Source organism: Bradyrhizobium guangdongense, assembly GCF_004114975.1.
In the GTDB taxonomy this organism is placed as follows: domain Bacteria; phylum Pseudomonadota; class Alphaproteobacteria; order Rhizobiales; family Xanthobacteraceae; genus Bradyrhizobium; species Bradyrhizobium guangdongense.
Window position 1 is genome coordinate 3458589 of record NZ_CP030051.1, and the last position, 18441, is coordinate 3477029.

15 protein-coding genes and 1 pseudogene are annotated in these 18441 nt (G+C 62.2%); 3 read left to right on the top strand and 13 right to left on the bottom strand.

Going from position 1 to position 18441, the window contains the following annotated elements; all coding sequences use genetic code 11:
- Positions 1–656 precede the first annotated feature (656 nt).
- A complete protein-coding gene (locus X265_RS16425) occupies positions 657–1400 on the top strand; it encodes an outer membrane protein (RefSeq protein ID WP_128965739.1) in 744 nt (247 codons plus the stop codon).
- Positions 1401–1706: 306 nt separating this feature from the next.
- Here X265_RS16425 and X265_RS16430 read toward each other — a convergent pair whose 3' ends face one another.
- From X265_RS16430 to X265_RS16490, 13 genes are read right to left on the bottom strand one after another with little or no spacing between them, the layout of a single operon-like run.
- Positions 1707–2006 (bottom strand): cytochrome C oxidase subunit IV family protein, encoded by a 300-nt coding sequence (locus X265_RS16430; RefSeq protein WP_128965740.1) that lies wholly within the window; start codon positions 2004–2006, stop codon positions 1707–1709.
- The gene (locus tag X265_RS16435) at positions 2003–2647 is read right to left on the bottom strand and encodes a cytochrome c oxidase subunit 3 (RefSeq protein WP_128965741.1); all 645 of its coding nucleotides are present in this window, start codon (positions 2645–2647) and stop codon (positions 2003–2005) included. The genes X265_RS16430 and X265_RS16435 overlap by 4 nt, the downstream gene beginning before the upstream one ends.
- Positions 2647–4317 carry a cytochrome c oxidase subunit I gene (gene ctaD / locus X265_RS16440; RefSeq protein WP_128965742.1) on the bottom strand — a complete coding sequence of 557 codons (1671 nt, stop codon included), beginning with the start codon at positions 4315–4317 and terminating at the stop codon, positions 2647–2649. The genes X265_RS16435 and ctaD overlap by 1 nt, the downstream gene beginning before the upstream one ends.
- Complete coding sequence (gene coxB, locus X265_RS16445) at positions 4310–5251, bottom strand: cytochrome c oxidase subunit II (RefSeq protein ID WP_128965743.1); 942 nt, start codon at positions 5249–5251, stop codon at positions 4310–4312. Before coxB ends, ctaD begins: the two co-directional genes overlap by 8 nt.
- The gene (locus X265_RS16450) at positions 5248–6021 is read right to left on the bottom strand and encodes an SCO family protein (RefSeq protein WP_128965744.1); all 774 of its coding nucleotides are present in this window, start codon (positions 6019–6021) and stop codon (positions 5248–5250) included. The genes coxB and X265_RS16450 overlap by 4 nt, the downstream gene beginning before the upstream one ends.
- Positions 6018–6422, bottom strand: a complete 405-nt coding sequence (locus X265_RS16455) for a hypothetical protein (RefSeq protein ID WP_128965745.1) — start codon at positions 6420–6422, stop codon at positions 6018–6020. Before X265_RS16455 ends, X265_RS16450 begins: the two co-directional genes overlap by 4 nt.
- A complete protein-coding gene (locus X265_RS16460) occupies positions 6412–7482 on the bottom strand; it encodes a hypothetical protein (RefSeq protein ID WP_188637402.1) in 1071 nt (356 codons plus the stop codon). Before X265_RS16460 ends, X265_RS16455 begins: the two co-directional genes overlap by 11 nt.
- Positions 7479–8003, bottom strand: coding sequence for a c-type cytochrome (locus tag X265_RS16465; protein WP_128969307.1), 525 nt, complete (start codon positions 8001–8003; stop codon positions 7479–7481). The genes X265_RS16460 and X265_RS16465 overlap by 4 nt, the downstream gene beginning before the upstream one ends.
- A gap of 2 nt (positions 8004–8005) precedes the next feature.
- The gene (locus X265_RS16470; RefSeq protein ID WP_128965746.1) at positions 8006–8524 is read right to left on the bottom strand and encodes a DUF3341 domain-containing protein; all 519 of its coding nucleotides are present in this window, start codon (positions 8522–8524) and stop codon (positions 8006–8008) included.
- Positions 8521–9888: an NrfD/PsrC family molybdoenzyme membrane anchor subunit gene (nrfD, locus tag X265_RS16475; RefSeq protein ID WP_128965747.1), complete on the bottom strand. Its 1368-nt coding sequence runs from the start codon at positions 9886–9888 to the stop codon at positions 8521–8523. The genes X265_RS16470 and nrfD overlap by 4 nt, the downstream gene beginning before the upstream one ends.
- Positions 9885–12737 (bottom strand): 4Fe-4S dicluster domain-containing protein, encoded by a 2853-nt coding sequence (locus X265_RS16480; protein WP_128965748.1) that lies wholly within the window; start codon positions 12735–12737, stop codon positions 9885–9887. The genes nrfD and X265_RS16480 overlap by 4 nt, the downstream gene beginning before the upstream one ends.
- Positions 12725–13378, bottom strand: coding sequence for a cytochrome c3 family protein (locus tag X265_RS16485; protein ID WP_128965749.1), 654 nt, complete (start codon positions 13376–13378; stop codon positions 12725–12727). The genes X265_RS16480 and X265_RS16485 overlap by 13 nt, the downstream gene beginning before the upstream one ends.
- A 27-nt stretch (positions 13379–13405) precedes the next feature.
- The gene (locus X265_RS16490; protein ID WP_128965750.1) at positions 13406–15700 is read right to left on the bottom strand and encodes an FdhF/YdeP family oxidoreductase; all 2295 of its coding nucleotides are present in this window, start codon (positions 15698–15700) and stop codon (positions 13406–13408) included.
- A gap of 294 nt (positions 15701–15994) precedes the next feature.
- Here X265_RS16490 and fdhD point away from each other — a divergent pair, with 294 nt between their 5' ends.
- Together fdhD and X265_RS16500 are read left to right on the top strand one after the other, a co-directional pair.
- Positions 15995–16822: a formate dehydrogenase accessory sulfurtransferase FdhD gene (fdhD, locus tag X265_RS16495; RefSeq protein WP_128965751.1), complete on the top strand. Its 828-nt coding sequence runs from the start codon at positions 15995–15997 to the stop codon at positions 16820–16822.
- A gap of 620 nt (positions 16823–17442) precedes the next feature.
- Positions 17443–18344, top strand: a pseudogene (locus tag X265_RS16500) (HNH endonuclease).
- Positions 18345–18441 lie beyond the last annotated feature (97 nt).

Genomic DNA, 18441 nt, shown 5'->3' on the forward strand with positions numbered 1-18441 from the left:
GAGAGTGGTCGCATCGACGTCGATGGACCAGGATTCGGGTCCGTGGTCGCTGCCGTCACTCCAAGAATAGTCGCGCCGCTTTCGCGATTAGTTGAGGTCGAATGCGGTCTGCTCCGTTCAGACTCGCATTGTTGCCTAGCGGGCGGTCTCCGCCCCGGGGGAAGAAGCTAGCGCCGTTCAGCAGATAGCCGACCTGTGTGCCCGCGAAGCCGTGAGGGCGCAGTCATCTCCGTCGCGCTGCAGCACCAAGCCTTATGCTCGAAAAGGGCGGTAGCGTCCCGCAATCCGGGTCAAACTCCTTTGCGGAGACAGCTTCACGCCACCAGGCTCGAGCACGAACTTCGCCAAGTCCGGCCCGAATTGTCGGGCAGGAACTGCGTCGTGATCCCGAGCAACAACGAAGCCCAGGACGTCTGCCGCGTGCCGCTCGATCTGAATTGAGCCACCAACGAGATTCCCGACTGAAGAGCTGCTGGCGCGAGGATTCGTGTTGTCTCAGACGCACTGAAACGAAGCGCCAGCATGATTCCCGCGCTAACATATGTTAATCCGAAATGCGTCTTGCAGTGTGTCGTCGCCGCTACAGCCGATACGCAACATGCCAGCTACGGTGCTCTCAAGGCGGGGACTCTCAAGGACTGATGGGGACTATTGAAATGAGCAAGTTGTTGGCTTCGGCCGCATTCGGAGCTTTGATTTTGGGCGCGGCGTCTGCTTCGGCCGCGGACCTGGCTGCGCGTCCGTACACCAAGGCGCCGCCGGCGGCTGTCGCGACCGTGTTTGACTGGAGCGGCTTCTACATCGGCATCAACGGCGGTTGGGCACAAAGTCATGATCGCCGGGTATTTGATCCGACTGCGACGCTGATCGGCAGCTACGATGCGAATGGCGGCACCATTGGCGGCCAAGTCGGCTACCGCTGGCAAAGCGCGGGTTGGGTGTTCGGGCTTGAAGCTCAAGGCAATTGGGCGGACATCTCCGGCAGCAGGGCTGCGCTGGTACTGCCACCCCCGGGCGACACCGTCCGCTCCAAGATGGACGCGTTCGGTCTGTTCACCGGTCAGGTGGGCTACGCCTGGAACAACGTGTTGCTGTACGTGAAGGGCGGTGCTGCGATCACCGATCGCAACTATCAGTTTCTTACGGCTGGCGCGGTGACATCCCAAACCGGCTATAACACGCGTCTCGGCGGAACGGTCGGAGCCGGCCTCGAGTTCTCATTCGCACAGAACTGGTCCCTCGGTGTCGAGTACGACCACATCTTCGAGAACCGCCACAGCGCGACCTTCACCACGCCAGGCGGCGTCGCTTTGGCCGGCTTTAGCACCGGCGGCGACACCGACATGATCCTTGGTCGCTTGAACTATCGCTTCGGTGGTCCGGTGGTCGCGCGTTACTGATCAACGAGCTCACGTTCCGGTCAACTGCAAAGCCCCGCGAAAGCGGGGCTTTTCTGTGTGAGGTTCTCGCCGGCCGTGGTCCTCAGCCGCGCCGAGGGGGACGCGTATTTACTCGATGCCAACGGGGTTAGTTCGGCGTGAAGGCAAATTCGTAAACCACACCCGACTCTCGCGAGGGCGAAGGAAATTGCCGGAGGTTTCGCCAGACCTGCAGAGTGCGTTTGTAAAGGGCGCAGATCGTCAGTGTTACAGAGTGAACCCGCCGTCGCTCGGCACTGCTCCCGTGGGGTTGGATGCTCGGGCGGCCTAAGGCCGTGCGAGCACGTCTGCTAAGGCCAGTGCGAACATTGCGACCAGGAAAACAAGTCCTGAAATTGCCGCGACCCGGATCAGCGGCTTCGCTGAGGCGAGCTCCATGAAGAGCAAGACCACGAGGGTCGATTTTGCTGCAGCAATGATGATGCCGCTGGCTGTCGTTACTCGCCCCATAGGAATGTAGGCCGCAAAGAGGCTGAGCAGGAGAAGCGCTAGAAGCGCGGCCCAAATCAGAAGATTCTTCGCCATCAGACGGCGGACAGCACCGCTCGATTCAGTTCGTTCGCTCATGATGCGCGGCCCGGCAGGTAAATCAGCGGGTATAGGAAGATCCAGACAATATCGACCAGATGCCAGTACAAAGCGGTGACCTCGATCTCCGGATTGTCATGCAAGGGCAGCTCGTGCCGGAGCAGCACCCACACAAGGCGGCCGACCAACGCGATGCCGATCGACAGGTGGATCGCGTGAACGGACGTGACCAGCCAGTAGAATCCGTAGAAAAGCTGGGCCCCCGCTTGCGGCAAGGCGAATCCGGCGCCCGGCACCAGGTGCTTGTCGATGTCCTCCCTATATTCGAAGCCCTTGATGACGATGAAGGCGATGCCGAGCAGCGCCGTGGCGATGAGGCCGGCAAGGACGAGCCGCCGCAGCCGTACCGGCGCTTCGGCGGCCTGCGCGGCGACTGCCATGGTCAGGCTGCTGGTCAGCAGCACCGCGGTATTGATGGTGCCGTACCAGATATTGGTTTCGCGCCCGGCGGCGGCGAACGCGCCCGGATGCTCGATCCGGCACACCGTATAGGTCAGCATCAAGGCTCCGAAGAACAGCGTCTCGCTGGCTAGGAAGACCCAGATGCCGAACTTGCCGGCCTCGCGCTGCCGGCTGAAATCGAACCAGGGTTCTCTCAGCAGTGCACTTTCGTCACTCATCAGATCTCTCTCGCATTTTGCATCTGGGGAGGGGCAGTCCCGGCCGACATGCCTTCCGCGTGGTAGTCGTAGGGTCCCCGATCGACGCGCGGCTGCCGGTCGAAGTTCTTCGGCGGCGGCGGCGAAGTCGTGGTCCACTCGAGGCCCGTCGCGCCCCAGGGGTTCCTGGCCGCCTTGCCGCCGTAGAAGAGCGACCATGTCAGGTAGCCGAGCGGCAGCAGATAGGCGATCGCGAGCACTGCCGCGCCGGCCGAGGACATCACGTTGTAGATCTGGAATTCCGCCGGATAGGTGTGATAGCGCCGGGGCATGCCGAGATAGCCCGCGACGAATTGCGGCAGAAAAGTCATGTTGAAACCGGCATACATCAGGATAGCGGCGAATTTCGCCCAGCTCTCCGGATAGAGCCTGCCTGTCACCTTCGGCCACCAGAAGTGCAGGCCGGCGAAGAAGGCGGAGACGGAGCCGCCGACCATGATGTAGTGGAAATGCGCCACGACGAAATAGGTGTCGGTGACGTGGATGTCCACCGGGATCGAGGCGAGGAACAGGCCGGAGAGCCCGCCGGTCGTGAACAGCCCGACGAATCCGAGCGCATAGAGCATCGGGGATTCGAAGCTGATCTGCCCGCGGTACAGCGATGCCGTCCAGTTGAATACCTTGATCGCCGAAGGCACCGCGATGATGAAGGACAGAAACGAGAACACCAGGCTGGCCAGCGCCGATTGTCCGGAGACGAACATGTGGTGGCCCCAGACGAAGAACCCGATGCCGGCGATAGCCAGCATGGCGTAGACCATGAAGTCGTAGCCGAAGATCCGCCGCCGCGCGAAGCAGGGGATGATCTCGGACACCACGCCCATTGCGGGCAGCACCATGATGTAGACGGCCGGGTGCGAGTAGAACCAGAACAGGTGCTGGAACAAGATCGGATCGCCGCCACGTGCTGGATCGAAGATCGGCAGGCCGAACACGCGCTCGGTGATCACGAGCAGCAGCGAGATCGCGAGCACCGGCGTAGCGAGCACCATGATCAGCGACGTCGCGTAGATCGCCCAGACGAACAACGGTAGCCGGAACCAGGTCATGCCGGGAGCGCGGAGCATGTGGGTGGTCGCGATGAAGTTCACGCCCGTTGCGATGCTGGCGAAGCCGACGATGAACACGCCGGCCGCCGCCGCAAAGACGTGGGTGTTGGAGAACATCGACGAATAAGGCGTGTAGAACGTCCAGCCGGTGTCGACGCCGCCGGCGACGAGGGCGTAGACGGTGAATGCGCCGGCTGCGATGGTCAAATACCAGCTGAACAAATTGAGGCGCGGAAAGGCGACATCCGGCGCCCCGATCATCAGCGGCAGCAAGAAATTGCCGAACGTGTTGGGGATCGACGGCACCAGGAAGAACCAGACCATGATGATCCCATGAAACGAGAACAGCTTGTTGTAGGTGTCCGAGTTCATCAGCCATCCATTGGGCTGGAACAGTTCGAGCCGCACGGCCGTGATCGCGGCGCCGCCCAGGAAGAAGAACACCGTGATGGTCACCGCGTAGAGGATGGCGATGCGCTTGTGGTCGGTGGTGGCGAGCCAGGACCTCACCGTGGCGCCGTGGCGCAGATAATCCGGACGCGGCGGCAGAGGCAGCTCTCCGGCGAGCAGGGCATCAGTCATGTGGCGTCTCCTCCCCGAGCGAGCGGATGTAGGCGGTCAGGCTCTGGATCTCGCCATCGTCGAGCAGCCCTTTGAAGCTCGGCATGATCGGTTCGAAGCCCGCGACGATGTCGCGCTTCGGCTGCAGGATGGAATCGCGGATGTAGGCATCGTCTGCCGTGACTGTGCGCCCATCCGCCAGTTGCACCGCGCGGCCATAAAGGCCGGCGAGGCGCGGTGCGTGGACGCTCGACGAGACCGCATGGCAGCCCGAGCAGCCCTGCGCCACGAACAGCTTGGCGCCCTCATGCGCGAGGTCGTCGCCTTCGGGTTGCCGGGTTAACCACTGGGCATAGTCGTCCTGGCGCATGACCACGACCGTGCCTCGCATCATCGAGTGATTGGTGCCGCAATATTCGGCGCACAGCAGCGGAAAGGTGCCGCTCTTGCTGGCCTGAAACCAGATGTCCGTGTCGCGGCCGGGCACCACGTCCTTCTTGACCCGGAACGCCGGCACGAAAAAGGAATGGATCACGTCCTGCGAACTCATCAGCAGATGGACCGGCCGATCCAGCGGAACGTGCAGCGCGTTGATCTCACGAGCACCGTTCGGATGCTGCGTCTTCCACATCCACTGCTTCGCGACGACGTGGATCTCCAGCGCTCCCGCTGGTACCGTCAAGCTGCTGAGATCGGCGGAAGACGCCCACCAGAACAGGAAGGCGAAGGTGAGGAGCGTCGCGACGGTCCAGCCAATCTCGAATTCGCGGCTGAGGAATTCCGGCATCGGGCCGCGCTTGGCAGGCGATCCGCGCCGGTAGCGAACGGCGAATAGCAGGATCAGCCCGAACACCAGCACCACAGTGGCACCGGACAGCACCATCAGTAGCTCAAAGATGTGATCCACCGTGACGGCGTGGGTGCTGGCCTCCGGCAGAGTGAACAGCGAGTTCATGCCGAAGCTCCGCGACGCCTGCTTCGCATCAACATGAGCCCAATCAGTCCCGCCATGACGACGACCGTCCCGGCTCCGAAGATCTGAAGGACGGTCGTGATCCTGCTTGTATAGATGCCGTGCACCGCGTCGAAGCCGTAGCAAAGCAGCGCGATGCGTCCGGCAAGTCCGCCGTTGCGACCATTGCCGGCCTCCAGCAATGCAAGGCGCAGATCGCCGGGCTGGAGCGCCAGACTAGACAGCGCCCGGACGAGCCGCCCGTCCGGCGCGAGCGTGACGAACGCTGCCGGATGCGCGATGGCGTCGTCGTCGCCGTCGACCTCGGTATGATAGCCGATGGCGTCGAGCAGCGCGGCGATGGTCTCGCGCGATCCGGTCAGGACCGCTGTTCCCGCGTCCCCAATCTGCCCCTGTGTGAAGCGGCGTGCGTCATCGATGCCGTCGCGCGGGTCGATGCCGACAATGACGAGGCTGTAATCCCGTCCCGGTGTGAGGCCGGTCTGACGCAAGGCTGAGCTTGCGATGGTCAGTGCCGGCCCGCAGATCTGCTGACAGGTGAAGTCCGCCGGGATCAGCAAGGTCGGACGTCCATTGATCGCCTCGCGCACGGATACCTGCCGGCCGTCGAGATCGGTGAACGTCAGGGAGAGCGGCACGTGCGCACCGGCGAGAGGGTCAAAGCCGACACGCCTGATCTGCTGCTCGGTCAAGCCGGCCCGTGCAAGGGAGGGCCACAGCGCAAGCATCAGGAGGAGGATGGCCCGCTTCATGGAGAGCCTCCGCTTGGAGCGGGAGTGGCCGCGGGCGGAGCCAGAATGGGATCATAGGCGTGTGCGCCGCGTTGCGCGACGAGCCGCATCGCCTCCACGATCGGGATGCGCGCGATGTCATGGTCGCGATCGATCCAGGCATAGCCGGAGAGCCGGGCTTGCTGCGCGGTGGTGAGCCGCGCGAGGTCGACTTCAGGCGATGTCTGCAGCTCCGGCGAGGGGAACTGGCGTTTCACGCGCGGGCTGAAGGAGTCTGGCGCCTGTGAATGCATGAAGAGCAACAGTCCGGCGATGGCTGCGGCGACGAACAGCAGGAAGCCGCCGACGACTGCGAGCACGGCGCGGTTATCGATGTCCGCGGGTTGCGGACGCGCCCGGTTGCCCATTTCCTCAGCCGGCATGGTGCGCCTCCGCGGAGGCAATGCCCCTGCCGAAGAGTACGGACGCAACGCTCAGGCAGACGAGCGAGCAAAGTCCGGTGAGCGCAACAGCAGAGGGCCGGACGAAGGCGGGGACGATCAACCACGCAAAATGCAGGCTGGTCCCGAGCAGCAGCAGAACACCGACCGCGCGCAACCCCGCGCGGCTGCGGCGCACGCGAGTGAGCAGGAGCATTGCGAAGGGCAAAACGGCTCCGAGCGCAAAGGTCGCAATCAGCAAGCCGGTCCAGGCTTCCGAGGCGCGCCTGAGGAACCACGCGGCCTTGTGAGGCAGATCCCCATACCAGGCGACGACGAACGTCATGTATTCGAGATAGACGACGCCCAGCAACGTTGCCATCAAGAGCATGCCGATATCGCCCCACGCGTCGCCCGCGACGTCCGAGGTGCCGAACACTGCTGCGACGCCCAGCGCCGCCAAGAATTGTTGTATGGTAATCATGGACGCGAACGCGGTGGATACGTAATGGGGTTCGACCGAAAGGAACCAGTCGACCGCGACCATGCTGATCGTGAGACCGAAGAAGGCAAGGCCGAGCGCGGCCAGCAGCCGCCCGCCGAGACCCGACGCAAAGATCACAGCAAGCGCAGACCATCCGGCGAGGGCGACGGCCGCGCGCAGGATGAATGACGTCTGGCCCAGATACCAGACTGCGACATCCGGCTTGATCTGGCCGGGATCCGCAGCCCAGGGATAGATGGATGGCAGGCCGGCGAGGACCGGGAGGCAGGCGATGGCGACGAGCGGCATCATGGCGGCCAGCGCACGCAGTGTCGGTCCGGCGACGACGCCCCAACGTCCGCCGGTCAGGCGGTGGATGAGCAGCAATGTCATGCTTCCGATGGGGGCGCAGCTCCATATCGCGAACGCGACAAGCCAGCCTCGCAGCAGGGCTGGATAGGGACCCAGGCGTCCGGCAGCCAGTACCAGCGCGGCCGCGAGTGTCAGCAGGGAAACACCGACCGCAACGCCTGGCCTGCCGAATGCACCAAGGGTTTGGTGGCGCAGCGTGGCAATCATGGCAGCTTGCTCCTCAGCTGCGGCACGTCCGCCATGTCGGTGTGCTGCGATTGCTGGAGCGCGCGGATATAAGCGACGATGGCCCAACGGTCGCGCGGCTCGACCCGGGCCGCATAGGAATACATCGCGCCGTAGCCGTTGGTGATCACGTCGAAGAAGTGCCGTGCGTCGGCCGCACGAAGCCGGGCGGAATGGTAGGAGGGCGGGGCGGGAAAGCCGCGCTGCACGATCATGCCGTCGCCATGCCCGGAGAGCCCATGACAGGGGGAGCAGTAGATGTCGTAACGCTCCTGGCCGCGCGACAGCAGCGCCATGTCGACGCCCGGCGGCGTCGACACCTGCTGCGTGCGCTCCAGATCACCCTGCGCGACGGTGCCTGTCGGCGGGGATTGGGCCTCGGTGCCGTCCCTGAACAGTGCGGCCTTCGAGAACGTGCCGTAGCGATTCTGCTGGGACATGGAATGATCGCCGCAGCCTCCGAGCGCGGCTGATAGCATCATCAAACATGCCAGCCGCCGCATGGTCATGGCTCGCGAAGCTCCGTGACGGCAACGGCTCCTGCCTCGGTGAGCACCGTCCGCAAATCGGCTGTGTTGTCTCCCGACGCCGTCAGCAGAAAATAGCGATCCTGCGTGGCGCGCTCGAAGCCCGGAATGTCGAACAAGGCGTCGTGCAGCCGCGGCAGGCGGCACGACCGAAAAAAAGCGATCACGCCGCTGAGCGCAGCGGCAAAAATGCCGATTTCGAAGGGGACCAGCAGGAACACCTGCCAGGAATTGAGCGGCCGTCCGCCGCTGTCGATCGGATAGTCGATCACCGCGCTGTACCATTGCAATGCGAACGCGAAGGCCGCCGTCGTGAGCCCGCCGACCAGCATCGCGACACGAATCCGCGAACGGTCCAGCCCGAGATGGTCAGCCAGGTCCTCGATCGGATAGGGCGTGAAGGCCTCGAGGGCCGCATGCCCGGCGCCTCTCACGCGCTGCAGCGCCGCCTTCAGCGTTTCGCCATCCATGAACTCCGCCAGCAGCTTCTCTGTCATGCGGCTTGCTCCTCATGGGCGAGTTGGCGCATGTCGAACATGGAGACGCTCGGCACCAGCCTCATGAACAGCAGGAACAAAAACGCGAAGAAACCGAGCGGCGCGACCAGGAAGCTCCAGTCCCAGAAGGTGAAGTGGAAGCTGCGCCAGAGCGAGGGCATGTAGCCGTGTGAGAGCGTGTTCCAGACGATCAGAATGCGCTCGAGCCACATGCCGATGTTGATCGCGATGGCGACCGGTATCAGCACCAGCAGCGAACGTCGCGCAAACGGCCACCACAGGATCTGCGGGATGAGGCAGTTGCAGGCCAGCAAGGCCCAGTACAGTGGCGCGTATGTGCCGGTGAATTCGAAGCGCACTGCCTCCCGCTCGGCGTGCTCGCCGCCATACCAGCCCATGAACCATTCGGTGGCATAGGAGTAGAACATGACGATGGACGCCATCAGCAGGATGCGGGCCATTGCGTCGAAATGGCGCGGCGTGATGATGGCCTGGAGGCTAAGACCCCACCGGATCGCGGCCGCGAGCACCACGACCATGGCGAAACCCGAATACATCGCGCCGACGACGAAGTAGGGCGGGAAGATGCTCTCCTGCCAGCCGGGCATGAGGCTGGCCGCGAAGTCGAGACCAACGATGGAATGCACGGAGCAGACGAGTGGGACGCCCAAGGCAGCCATCGTCGTATGCAGCGTTTCCAGGCGAGACCATTCCCGCGCCGAGCCGCGCCATCCGACTGCAAAAGCGCCGTAGAGCAGCTGGCCGGCCCGATGGGGCGTGCGGTCACGCATGGTGGCGAGGTCAGGGATGAGACTGACGTACCAGAACAACAGCGAGAACAGCAGGTAGCTGATGATGGCCCAGAAGTCCCATACAAGGGCGCTGCGCCATTGCGGCCAGAGTGCCATGGTGTTCGGATAGGGCGCGAGCCAGTACGCGTAGATCGGCCGTCCGAGGTGGATGATCGGCATCAGCCCCGCGATCGCGACGGCGAACAGCGTCATGGCTTCCGCGAAGCGGTTGATCGAGGCGCGCCATCTCTGCCGCGTCAGCAGCAACATCGCCGAAATCAGAGTGCCTGCATTACCGATGCCGATCCACCAGACGTAGTTCGCAATCGCGACACCCCATACGATGGTCGAGTTGATGCCCCAGATGCCGATGCCCTGATAGAAAAGCCAGATGATTGCTCCGAGCAGCCAGAGCACGAAGGGGAAGGTGATGAGGAGCGCGAACCACCAGCTTCTGCCGAAACCGGTGAAGAGCGGATCCGCGATCGCTTGCGTGATGGCGACGTCACCTGCGCGCCCGGACGAGATCCAACGGTGTGCCGGAGGGTCCCGGGCCACGAGAACCTTACTCATGTCCGTTCCTCCGCGTCCGGCCCGGCCGGGTTGCGAACATCGGCCAGGTAGGTCGTCCGAGGGCGCGTGCCGAGATGGCCTAACAGGGCATAGTGGCGCGGATCGGCCTTGCGCGTGTTGACCTCCGCTTCAGGCTGGTTCATGTCCCCGAAACTGATGGCGCGAGTGGGGCAGGCATTCTGACATGCGGTCCGGACTTCATCGGGATCTATCGCACGGTTCTCGCGTTCCGCGGCCCGCCTGGCTGCGCTGATTCTTTGAACACAATAGGTGCATTTCTCCATCACCCCGCGCGCGCGAACGGTCACTTCCGGGTTCTTCTGTCCGCGATAGGAATCCGCGCCGAGGTTGCCGTATTCCTCGCCATCCGCGTAGCCGAAGAAATTGAACCGCCGCACCTTGTACGGGCAGTTCGCCTCGCAGAAGCGGGTCCCGATGCAGCGATTGTAGACCTGAGCATTCAGGCCTTCATGATCGTGGACGGACGCTGCAACCGGGCAGACCGGCTCGCACGGCGCATGCTCGCAATGCATGCAGGGGACCGGTTGAAAGCCGAGCTGCGGGTCGTCGGTGGCGCCGTGATCGTAAACGTCGACACGCATCCAGTGCATGTCCCGTCCCATTGCGACCTGCTCCGGTCCCACGACGGGAACGTTGTTCTCGGCCTGACAAGATACCACGCAGGCGTTGCAACCAATGCAAACCGACGTATCGATCACCATGGCCCAGGCATGCCCGTCGTCGGTCTTCGGGGGGCGAGGCATCAAGCTAGGTTGGTCGGGGGGCGTCGTCGAGGGCAGCGCGCGGCCAAGTTGATACGACGGATATAATTGGCGGACGTCTTCTGGCGTTCGGACGATGTTCTGGGTCGTCAGTATCGGTTCTCGACGTCCCGTCCGCGTGATCGAAACCTGCGCAAGGCGCCAGGGGTTGTCCGAGGTTCGGAGAGCATAAGCATTGGCGCCGACGCCATTGCCGATTGCGCCGGCTTTTTGCCGGCCTCCGCCAAACGTAAGCGCACAGACTCCGATCGCTGAACCGGGTTCGATCAGGACGGGGACTTCGATCGACCGGCCAACCGCGGCGATCGCCACGAGCTCGCCGGATTGGATGCCAAGCCGGCTTGCATCCTTCGGATGCAAAGCTAGCGCATTGCCCCAGACTTGTTTGCTCAGCGGTTTCGGACATTCCTGCAGCCAAGCGTTGTTGGCAAACGAGCCGTCCCACATGCAAGGGTCGGGACGAAGAACCAGGCTGAGACCGTTCTTCTTCTCCTGAGCTTCGGCGCCCGTACTCGAGGGGGAGACCGATACAGCAGGTTTCACGGCAGGAGCGCCGGTTCCCGGAATGACGCCCTCTTGCAGCACCCGTTGCCACCACGCCTCGAAATCTTCCGGAGCCGCATCGCGCCAAGTCTGTCGAACCAGCTCATAGGAGCTCGCGTCCTGTTCACCGGCCATCCAGGCCAGAACCTCGTGAATGCCGAAGCTGCTGTACAGAGGCTTGATCAAAGGTTGGACGATGCTCGCTGTCCCGTCGCTGGCCCGCAAATCTGACCACGCCTCGAGCTGATGATTCTGCGGCACATGCCAAGTCGCGAGAGCGGCGGTCTCGTCGACATACTCTCCCATATGCAGCCGAAACTGCGCCTTCTGCGCTCTCGCCTCGAATTGCAAATCGACCGGCGCGTCATAACCCGGGTTGGCGCCGATGATAAAAAGCTGACGCACGCGCCCGCCCTCGAGATCATCGGCGAGCTGTTGAAGCGTTCCGGCCTGCCTGCCCGAGGGAGTGTGATCGATCGGATCGATGAGCCGAACGGGTGCATTCAGCTGGGCGTTTATCCAGTGCGCAATTGCGTGGACTTCCTTCGACATCCCAGGCCCTGCGACGACGAGCGCTTCGCTCTTGTGAGCATTCAGGTCCAGCAAGATGTTTCGGAGCAGCAGGCGCTCACGCTCAGGAAGCTCGGGCGCGCCAATCGGCGCGCCGAGTTCCCGTGCCAGGCTTGCGGCGAACTGCTCGATTGCTTCGGGGCGGAGAGCAAGGCGTTCGTCTGCCTTGGCTCCGGTCAACGAGAGCGCACTTTCGAGGCAATAGAGGCGGGAGAAGGCGTTGGCGTCGTTGCGGCGCATTGCGAAGCCGCGGCCAATTCGTATCTGGTCGGGCCCGTGCCCCAGGGGATCGGCATCGAGGGCGACGATCATCCGTGCTTGCGCGAAATCGGCCAAGCTGCAAACGGCCTGACCAAAAGCGAGTTGCGCACCCTGACGCGCGTTCTCGTCGTCGGTCGGATCGTAGGCGTGCCAAGCCGCGGTCGGGAACGCCTGAAGCAGACCATCGATTTGGCGTAGAAGAGTGGGGGAGGTGGTGCGGCAGGTCAACAGGCGCAGGCCATCCCCTTGACGACTGCGGGCCTCGGTCAGCTCTGAGGTAAGCACTCCAAGGAGCGCTTCGCGCGACGCTATGGCGCCCTTGTGCAGAATGGTACGCGAGCGGTCTGGATCATAGAGCGAGAGAACGGCGGCTTCGGCGAAAACATCGGTGGCTCCAAGGCTGCCCGGATGACGCGGGTTGCCTTCCACCTTGATCGGCCGGCCGTCTACCGAGGTCACGATCACGCCGCGGCCGATGCCGGCCAATCCCAGTGTCGTCGCGAACTTCAGCGCTTCGCCGGGAACGATCCGTTCCGGCATCCTGACATAGGGCAGGATTTGCTCGTCCGGTTTGCTGCAGGCCGCGAGGCCACTTGCCATGCCGGTCGCGAGCAGGCCGAGTGCCTGACGGCGGTTGAGCTTGCTGGGCCGAACCGGGTCGGGGCGCGTCGGCAATTCTTTCAGCGGTGGCATATGGTGCAATCCGTCAGATGACCGGTCTTGATGTGGTAAGTTGCGGCGAGCTTGGACCCCGCCTCGCTCTGGTTCTTCGGCGCTTGCCAGTTCGGATCGAAAACCGCCTCGGGAGGACGCAAGTGAGGCTCAGGGTTACGATGGCAGTCGAGGCACCATTGCATCGTAAGAGGAGCTGCTTGCCGCATCAGCCGCATCTGTCCGACGTCGCCATGACAGGTGGTGCATCCCACTCCTTTTGCGACGTGGACCGAATGATCAAAATAGACATAGTCGGGAAGCCGGTTGACGCGCGTCCAAGCCATCGGCTTGTTACCGGCAAGGCTCTCCCGTACCGGCGCCAGCATCTGCGCATTCGTCCAGATCTGCGAATGACAGGTCATGCAGGTCTCGGTCGGAGGAATGCCGGCAAAGCGCGCCTTCTCCACGGAGGTGTGGCAATAGCGGCAATCGAGGCCGAGCCCGGAAACATGATGCTCGTGGCTGAACGGCACCGGCTGATTCCGGGTGACGTTCTGGTTGGTGACGTAAGGAGACCGCATCACCTCATAGGAGAGCCCAACTGCAAGCACCGGTGCTGCTCCAATAGACGCCATGACCAAGGTCGCAATCGTGTTTGCGCCTGGACGAAAGAGCTGCATTGTTCGCCCCCAACCGCGCTAAGACGCTCACGCGCGAATTCGGACAGGAACTGATTTTGCGGCCGGCGTCTTCGAATGTATGTCGTGGTGCGACAGCGGGATCAGCGGGTTCATTTCCGGATAGTAGGCACCGACGCAGCCGTCCGGCAGTCTGAACGGGGTCACCTTGAGCGGCCCGACCTCCCGCGCCACGCCATCCTCGGCGTCGCTGACCAGGAAGACCATTTGGCCCTCCTGGAGGCCGGCGCGCGCGATATCGTCTGGATTCATCAGCAGCACGTCCCTTGTGCCCGCAATGCCCCTCATCCGATCGCTGTAGCCGTAGATCGTCGTATTGAACTGATCGTTGCTGCGCATGGTCAGCAATCGGTAGCGCCCGGGCGCATCCGGGAAGCCGGTCGAACTGAGCGTCTCGGGGACGGTAAACTCGGCCTTGCCGCTTTCCGTCTTCCAGATCCGTTCGCGGGCCGAATTGCCGCGATAGAAACCGCCGGGCGTGAACATCCGTGCGTTGAAGTCGTGGAATTCGTCTGGATAAGTCTCTGCGATCTCGTTGCGGATCAGATCGTAGTTGCCGACCCATTCATCCCATTTGAGTTTCGGGTTGGGGGCCAGGATCGACTGGGCGAGGCCAGCGACGATCGCGACCTCGGATTTCAGGTGTTCGCTTGCTGGCTTGCGCAGCCCAATCGAGCCCTGGATGCAACTGAAAGTGTCTTCCATGGTCACGGCTTGCTGCCCGCTAGCTTGGATATCCTCCTCCGTCCGGCCGAGGCACGGCAAGAGATAGGCGGCCTTGCCGTGCACGAGATGGCTCCTGTTGAGCTTGGTGGCGATCTGAACCGTCAGCTCCAGCCCGTGCCAAGCCTCTTCCATCTTCGATCGTTCGGGGATGGCGCGCACGAAATTTCCACCCAATCCGACGAAGGCCCTGACCTTGCCGGCGAGAACGCCTTCGCAAGTTTCGACGGTGTTCATGCCCTTCTCGCGCGGCGGCTCGAACCCGAACTGCTTGGCGTACTTGTCGAGAGGGACGAGCTTGGGCTTTTCCGAGATGCCGACCGTGCGCTGACCCTGCACATTCGAATGCCCACGCACCGGCGAGATTCCCGTGCCGTCTCGGCCGATGTTTCCCTTCAGAAGCAGCATGTTGACGAGCATGGCCACGTTTTGGAATCCGTGCACGTGCTGGGTCAGTCCCATGCCATAGATCCCGATCACGCGGTCTGCCTCGACATAGACCTGCGCGGCTCCCTCGATGACCGCTCGGCTGAGGCCAGAGGCGGCTTCGATGTCGCCCCAGGAAATCGCTCGGACCTTGGCTTCGAACTCTTCGAAGCCATGCGTGTGCTGTTCGACGAAGGGAGCATCGATGACACGTTTGCCCTGCTGCTTGGCCGCATCGTCAGCCGCAAACACATGCTTGCAGATTCCGACAATGACGGCGATGTCGCCGCCAACCTTCACCTGGTGGTACTGGCTGCTGATCTGCGTGCTTTTGCCTGTCAGCATCTCCGCCGGGTTCTGCGGATTGATGAAGACCTCAAGGCCCTTTTCGCGCACGGGATTGAAAGTAATAATCTGAACGCCGCGCTTGGCCGCATCCTGGAGTGGATGCAGAAAGCGAGGGCTGTTCGATCCGGTATTCTGCCCAAAGAAGAACATCGCGTCGCAGTTGCTGAGATCGTCGAAGACGACGGTTCCGACGCCGGCGCCAATCAGCTTCTTCAGCGCCACCGACGTGGTTTCGTGGCACATGTTCGAACTGTCGGGCAGGTTGTTGTTGCCATAGACCCGCGCGAACAGGGCATAGAGGTAGGAGGTCTCGAGGCTGGCACGGCCCGACGAATAGAACACGACCGACTTGGGATCGAGCGCCTTGAGCTGCAAACCGATCGCCTGAAAAGCTTCATCCCAGGAGCAGGGCACATATTTATCTGTGGCACTGTCGTAGCGCAGCGGATGGGTCAGTCGACCCTGCTGCTCGAGGTCGTAATCCTTCCAGCAGAGCAACTCTGTCACTGTGTGTTCGGCAAAGAATTCCGGCGTACAACGGCGGGAGGTCAGCTCCCAAAGCGTCGCCTTGGCACCGTTCTCGCAGAATTCGAAGGTGTGGTAGTCGGCCGGCTTTGCCCAGGAGCACGACACACACATGAAGCCTTTCGGCTTGTTTTGCCGACGAAGGGTGTTCAAAGCCGCGGGCGAGTCCCACTCTTTGCCGAAGATGCGCGCTATCCCTTCCAGAGAGCCCCATCCGCCAGCTGGACCGTCGTAGTGAACCGTTTCGGCGTTCTCGTCATCGGCTTCGTTTGGTCGCGCCATGATCCTGCTTCTCTTTGGGAACCCACCCAGCCATGCAGCGCCAACGTATGTTGGTCATGCAGGTTCCTCGGCGCTGCTTCGGAGGCAAATGAGATGATCGGGCGCCAAAATGCCGAGAATGCAGTGCGATGCGACGAGGTGCGGGTGGCGCGGGAGCGATAGTCTGCTCGCTAACGTACGGGGATTAAACGCCTCGCGAGATGTTGATCAGATCGCTCGCACGAGACCGTAAGATGATCGTGCAGGAACCGGGCCGGCCGGCAGAGGTTGCCAGACGCTGTTCCGGAGCTGGCCATGGATGATCGCTGCAGCCTAGACAAACCAGAACTGCTCTGGCGGGGACGAGATCCCATACCGTCCTCGCGCAGGGTCGCGGAGGAGCGCCCCATAGCGCTCACCTACAACGGCTCGACTTATGCGGTGATGATGGCCTCGCCCGTCGATCTCGTCGATTTCGGTATCGGCTTTAGCTTGAGCGAAGGTATTGTGGCGGGGCAGGATGATATCCTCGGCATTGAGGTCGTCGAACTCGAACTCGGTTGGGAGGTGCGGACTTGGCTTGAAGACGAAGATGCCGGTCGCCTCGCCAAACGGCGGAGAGCAATGGTTGGGCCGGTCGGCTGTGGTTTGTGCGGGATCGAAAGCCTCGAGCAGGCTTGCGCGCAGCCGCCGCGCATTTCCATGCGGGTCGGATTTCGGCCCTTCGATATTCTGACCGCGATGCGGTCGCTACGGTCGCTTCAGCCGCACCATCAGGCGACAGGCGCGATGCATGCTGCGGCATTCTGGGATGGCGATGGCATCCCTCTGGTCAGAGAAGACGTCGGCCGCCACAATGCGCTCGATAAACTGGCTGGTGCGGTGGCCAGGGCCGGTCTGGAGACGACGCAAGGCGCTGTCCTCATGACCAGTCGGGTCTCAGTCGAACTGGTGCAGAAGACCGCGCGAATGGGCACGCCGCTCCTCGTCGCCGTGTCGGCACCGACTTCACTGGCAATCGAGACCGCCGAGCGGGCCGGCGTCACCCTCGTGGCGGTCGCGCGGGACGATGGATACGAGATATTCAGTCACGCCAGCCGATTGATGTTCGAACAGAGAGAGCGCGTTTCCGCTCCGATGTAGCCGGCAGCTCTCGAGCCATTGTCCCGCTGTATCGGCCACGGTATGGCGCTTTCGTTCGGGCGCGGGCATCCCGGCGAGCTGATCCACTTCAAACGGGATTAGGCCCGCGGGGCAACGTGAGGGGCCACTGTGCATCGCAGATCTCCGGAAGCAGCCTGTTCATGAGGTCGGTGAGAGGCGCCGCGGCATTCAGCGCTACTTCGCAAGGCGTCGCGGGCTCTTTCTTCGGTCAGATCTCGAACAGAGCGTCGTCAATGCGCACGGCGAGCGCGTCCGTCCTATGATCGTCAGGATCTCAAAACTGATCGGCGACTTCAGGAGGAACTGCAGCTTCGACTGCACGGCAAGGGGGCTGACCGTGACGAACGCGCGCCCACCCCAGTTGGCACAGCCAATCGGTGTCGATAGCTGCTGATGCGATTGACGCTCGAGAGCGTGGGAATTTTTCTGTGGAATCAAGAGCGAGGAGTTTTGACGGACCAGCGATCGGCATTTGACCGTCGAGCTTGCTGAATGCTCCTTATAAATCAAGGTGCTAGCGACAATTTAAACAATGGAGTGAGAGTAGGGGGCTGCCTATTCAATTTCCTTCAGGCTTGAGAGGCGGCGCCGCTTAGACTATGTCATTTGGCGTATTCATCCATCGATCGGACTCGATCTACGATGACAGCCCCGCTGAACGATATCAGTTTCCCGGTCAGTATTTCCGCCGCGTTGAAGCCTGCATTGGCGATTGGACAATCTATTACGAGCCGAGCAAAGTTGCCGAGACGCGCGGCTATTTTGCGATTGCTCGGGTTCAGCAGGTTATTGCTGACCCTGGCTCTCCGGGGATGTATCTCGCTCTGATCGAGTCCGGAAGTTATCTCGATTTTGCAAATCCGGTTCCTTTCAACGGGCCGAATGGTCCCGTGGAACGCGGCGTCCTGAACGAGTAGGGGCGAATTTCGGGCGTGCTCAGTCGGCAGTTCGCCCAATCTCGCCCGACAATTTCAATAGGATACTCGAACTTGGTTTCGCAGAAGGCGCGCCGCTGCTGCCCAGGGTTGATGCCGATGTTCGGTTGGCTCAACTCGATGAGAGCGAGCAGGCGCTGTTCCTATTTGAACAGCATAGAGATCGTATCAGCCTTACCGTATCCAGAGTTCTGAGAGATCGCGTTTTCCGTCGGATCGTGCTGCGTGCCTATGATGAGCGCTGCGCCATTACCGGATTGAAGCTCATCAAGGGACTGGGGCGCGCAGAAGTTGCGGCGGCGCACATTCGGCCCGTAGAGGCAAGTGGGCCGGACATCGTGAGCAATGGGATCGGTCTGTCGGGTACGGCTCATTGGATGTTCGATCGTGGTTTGATCAGCCTGTCCGATGATATGGAAATATTGATCTCGCGTCAGACGAACGACCTGGAAGGGGTTCGATCGATCATGAACAAGTCCGGTCGTGCGATAACGCCAAGAAGGTCATCGGATCGGCCTCATCCGCATTTTCTGCAATGGCAGCGCGAGCATTGCCTTAAGCGTTAGGCGAGCCTTTGGCGCGTAGGATGAGCATGCCTAGGATGGATTTCGCTGGTGGCGAAGCTCATCGCGTTGACGTTCACCAACCCCGGCACTGGCCATA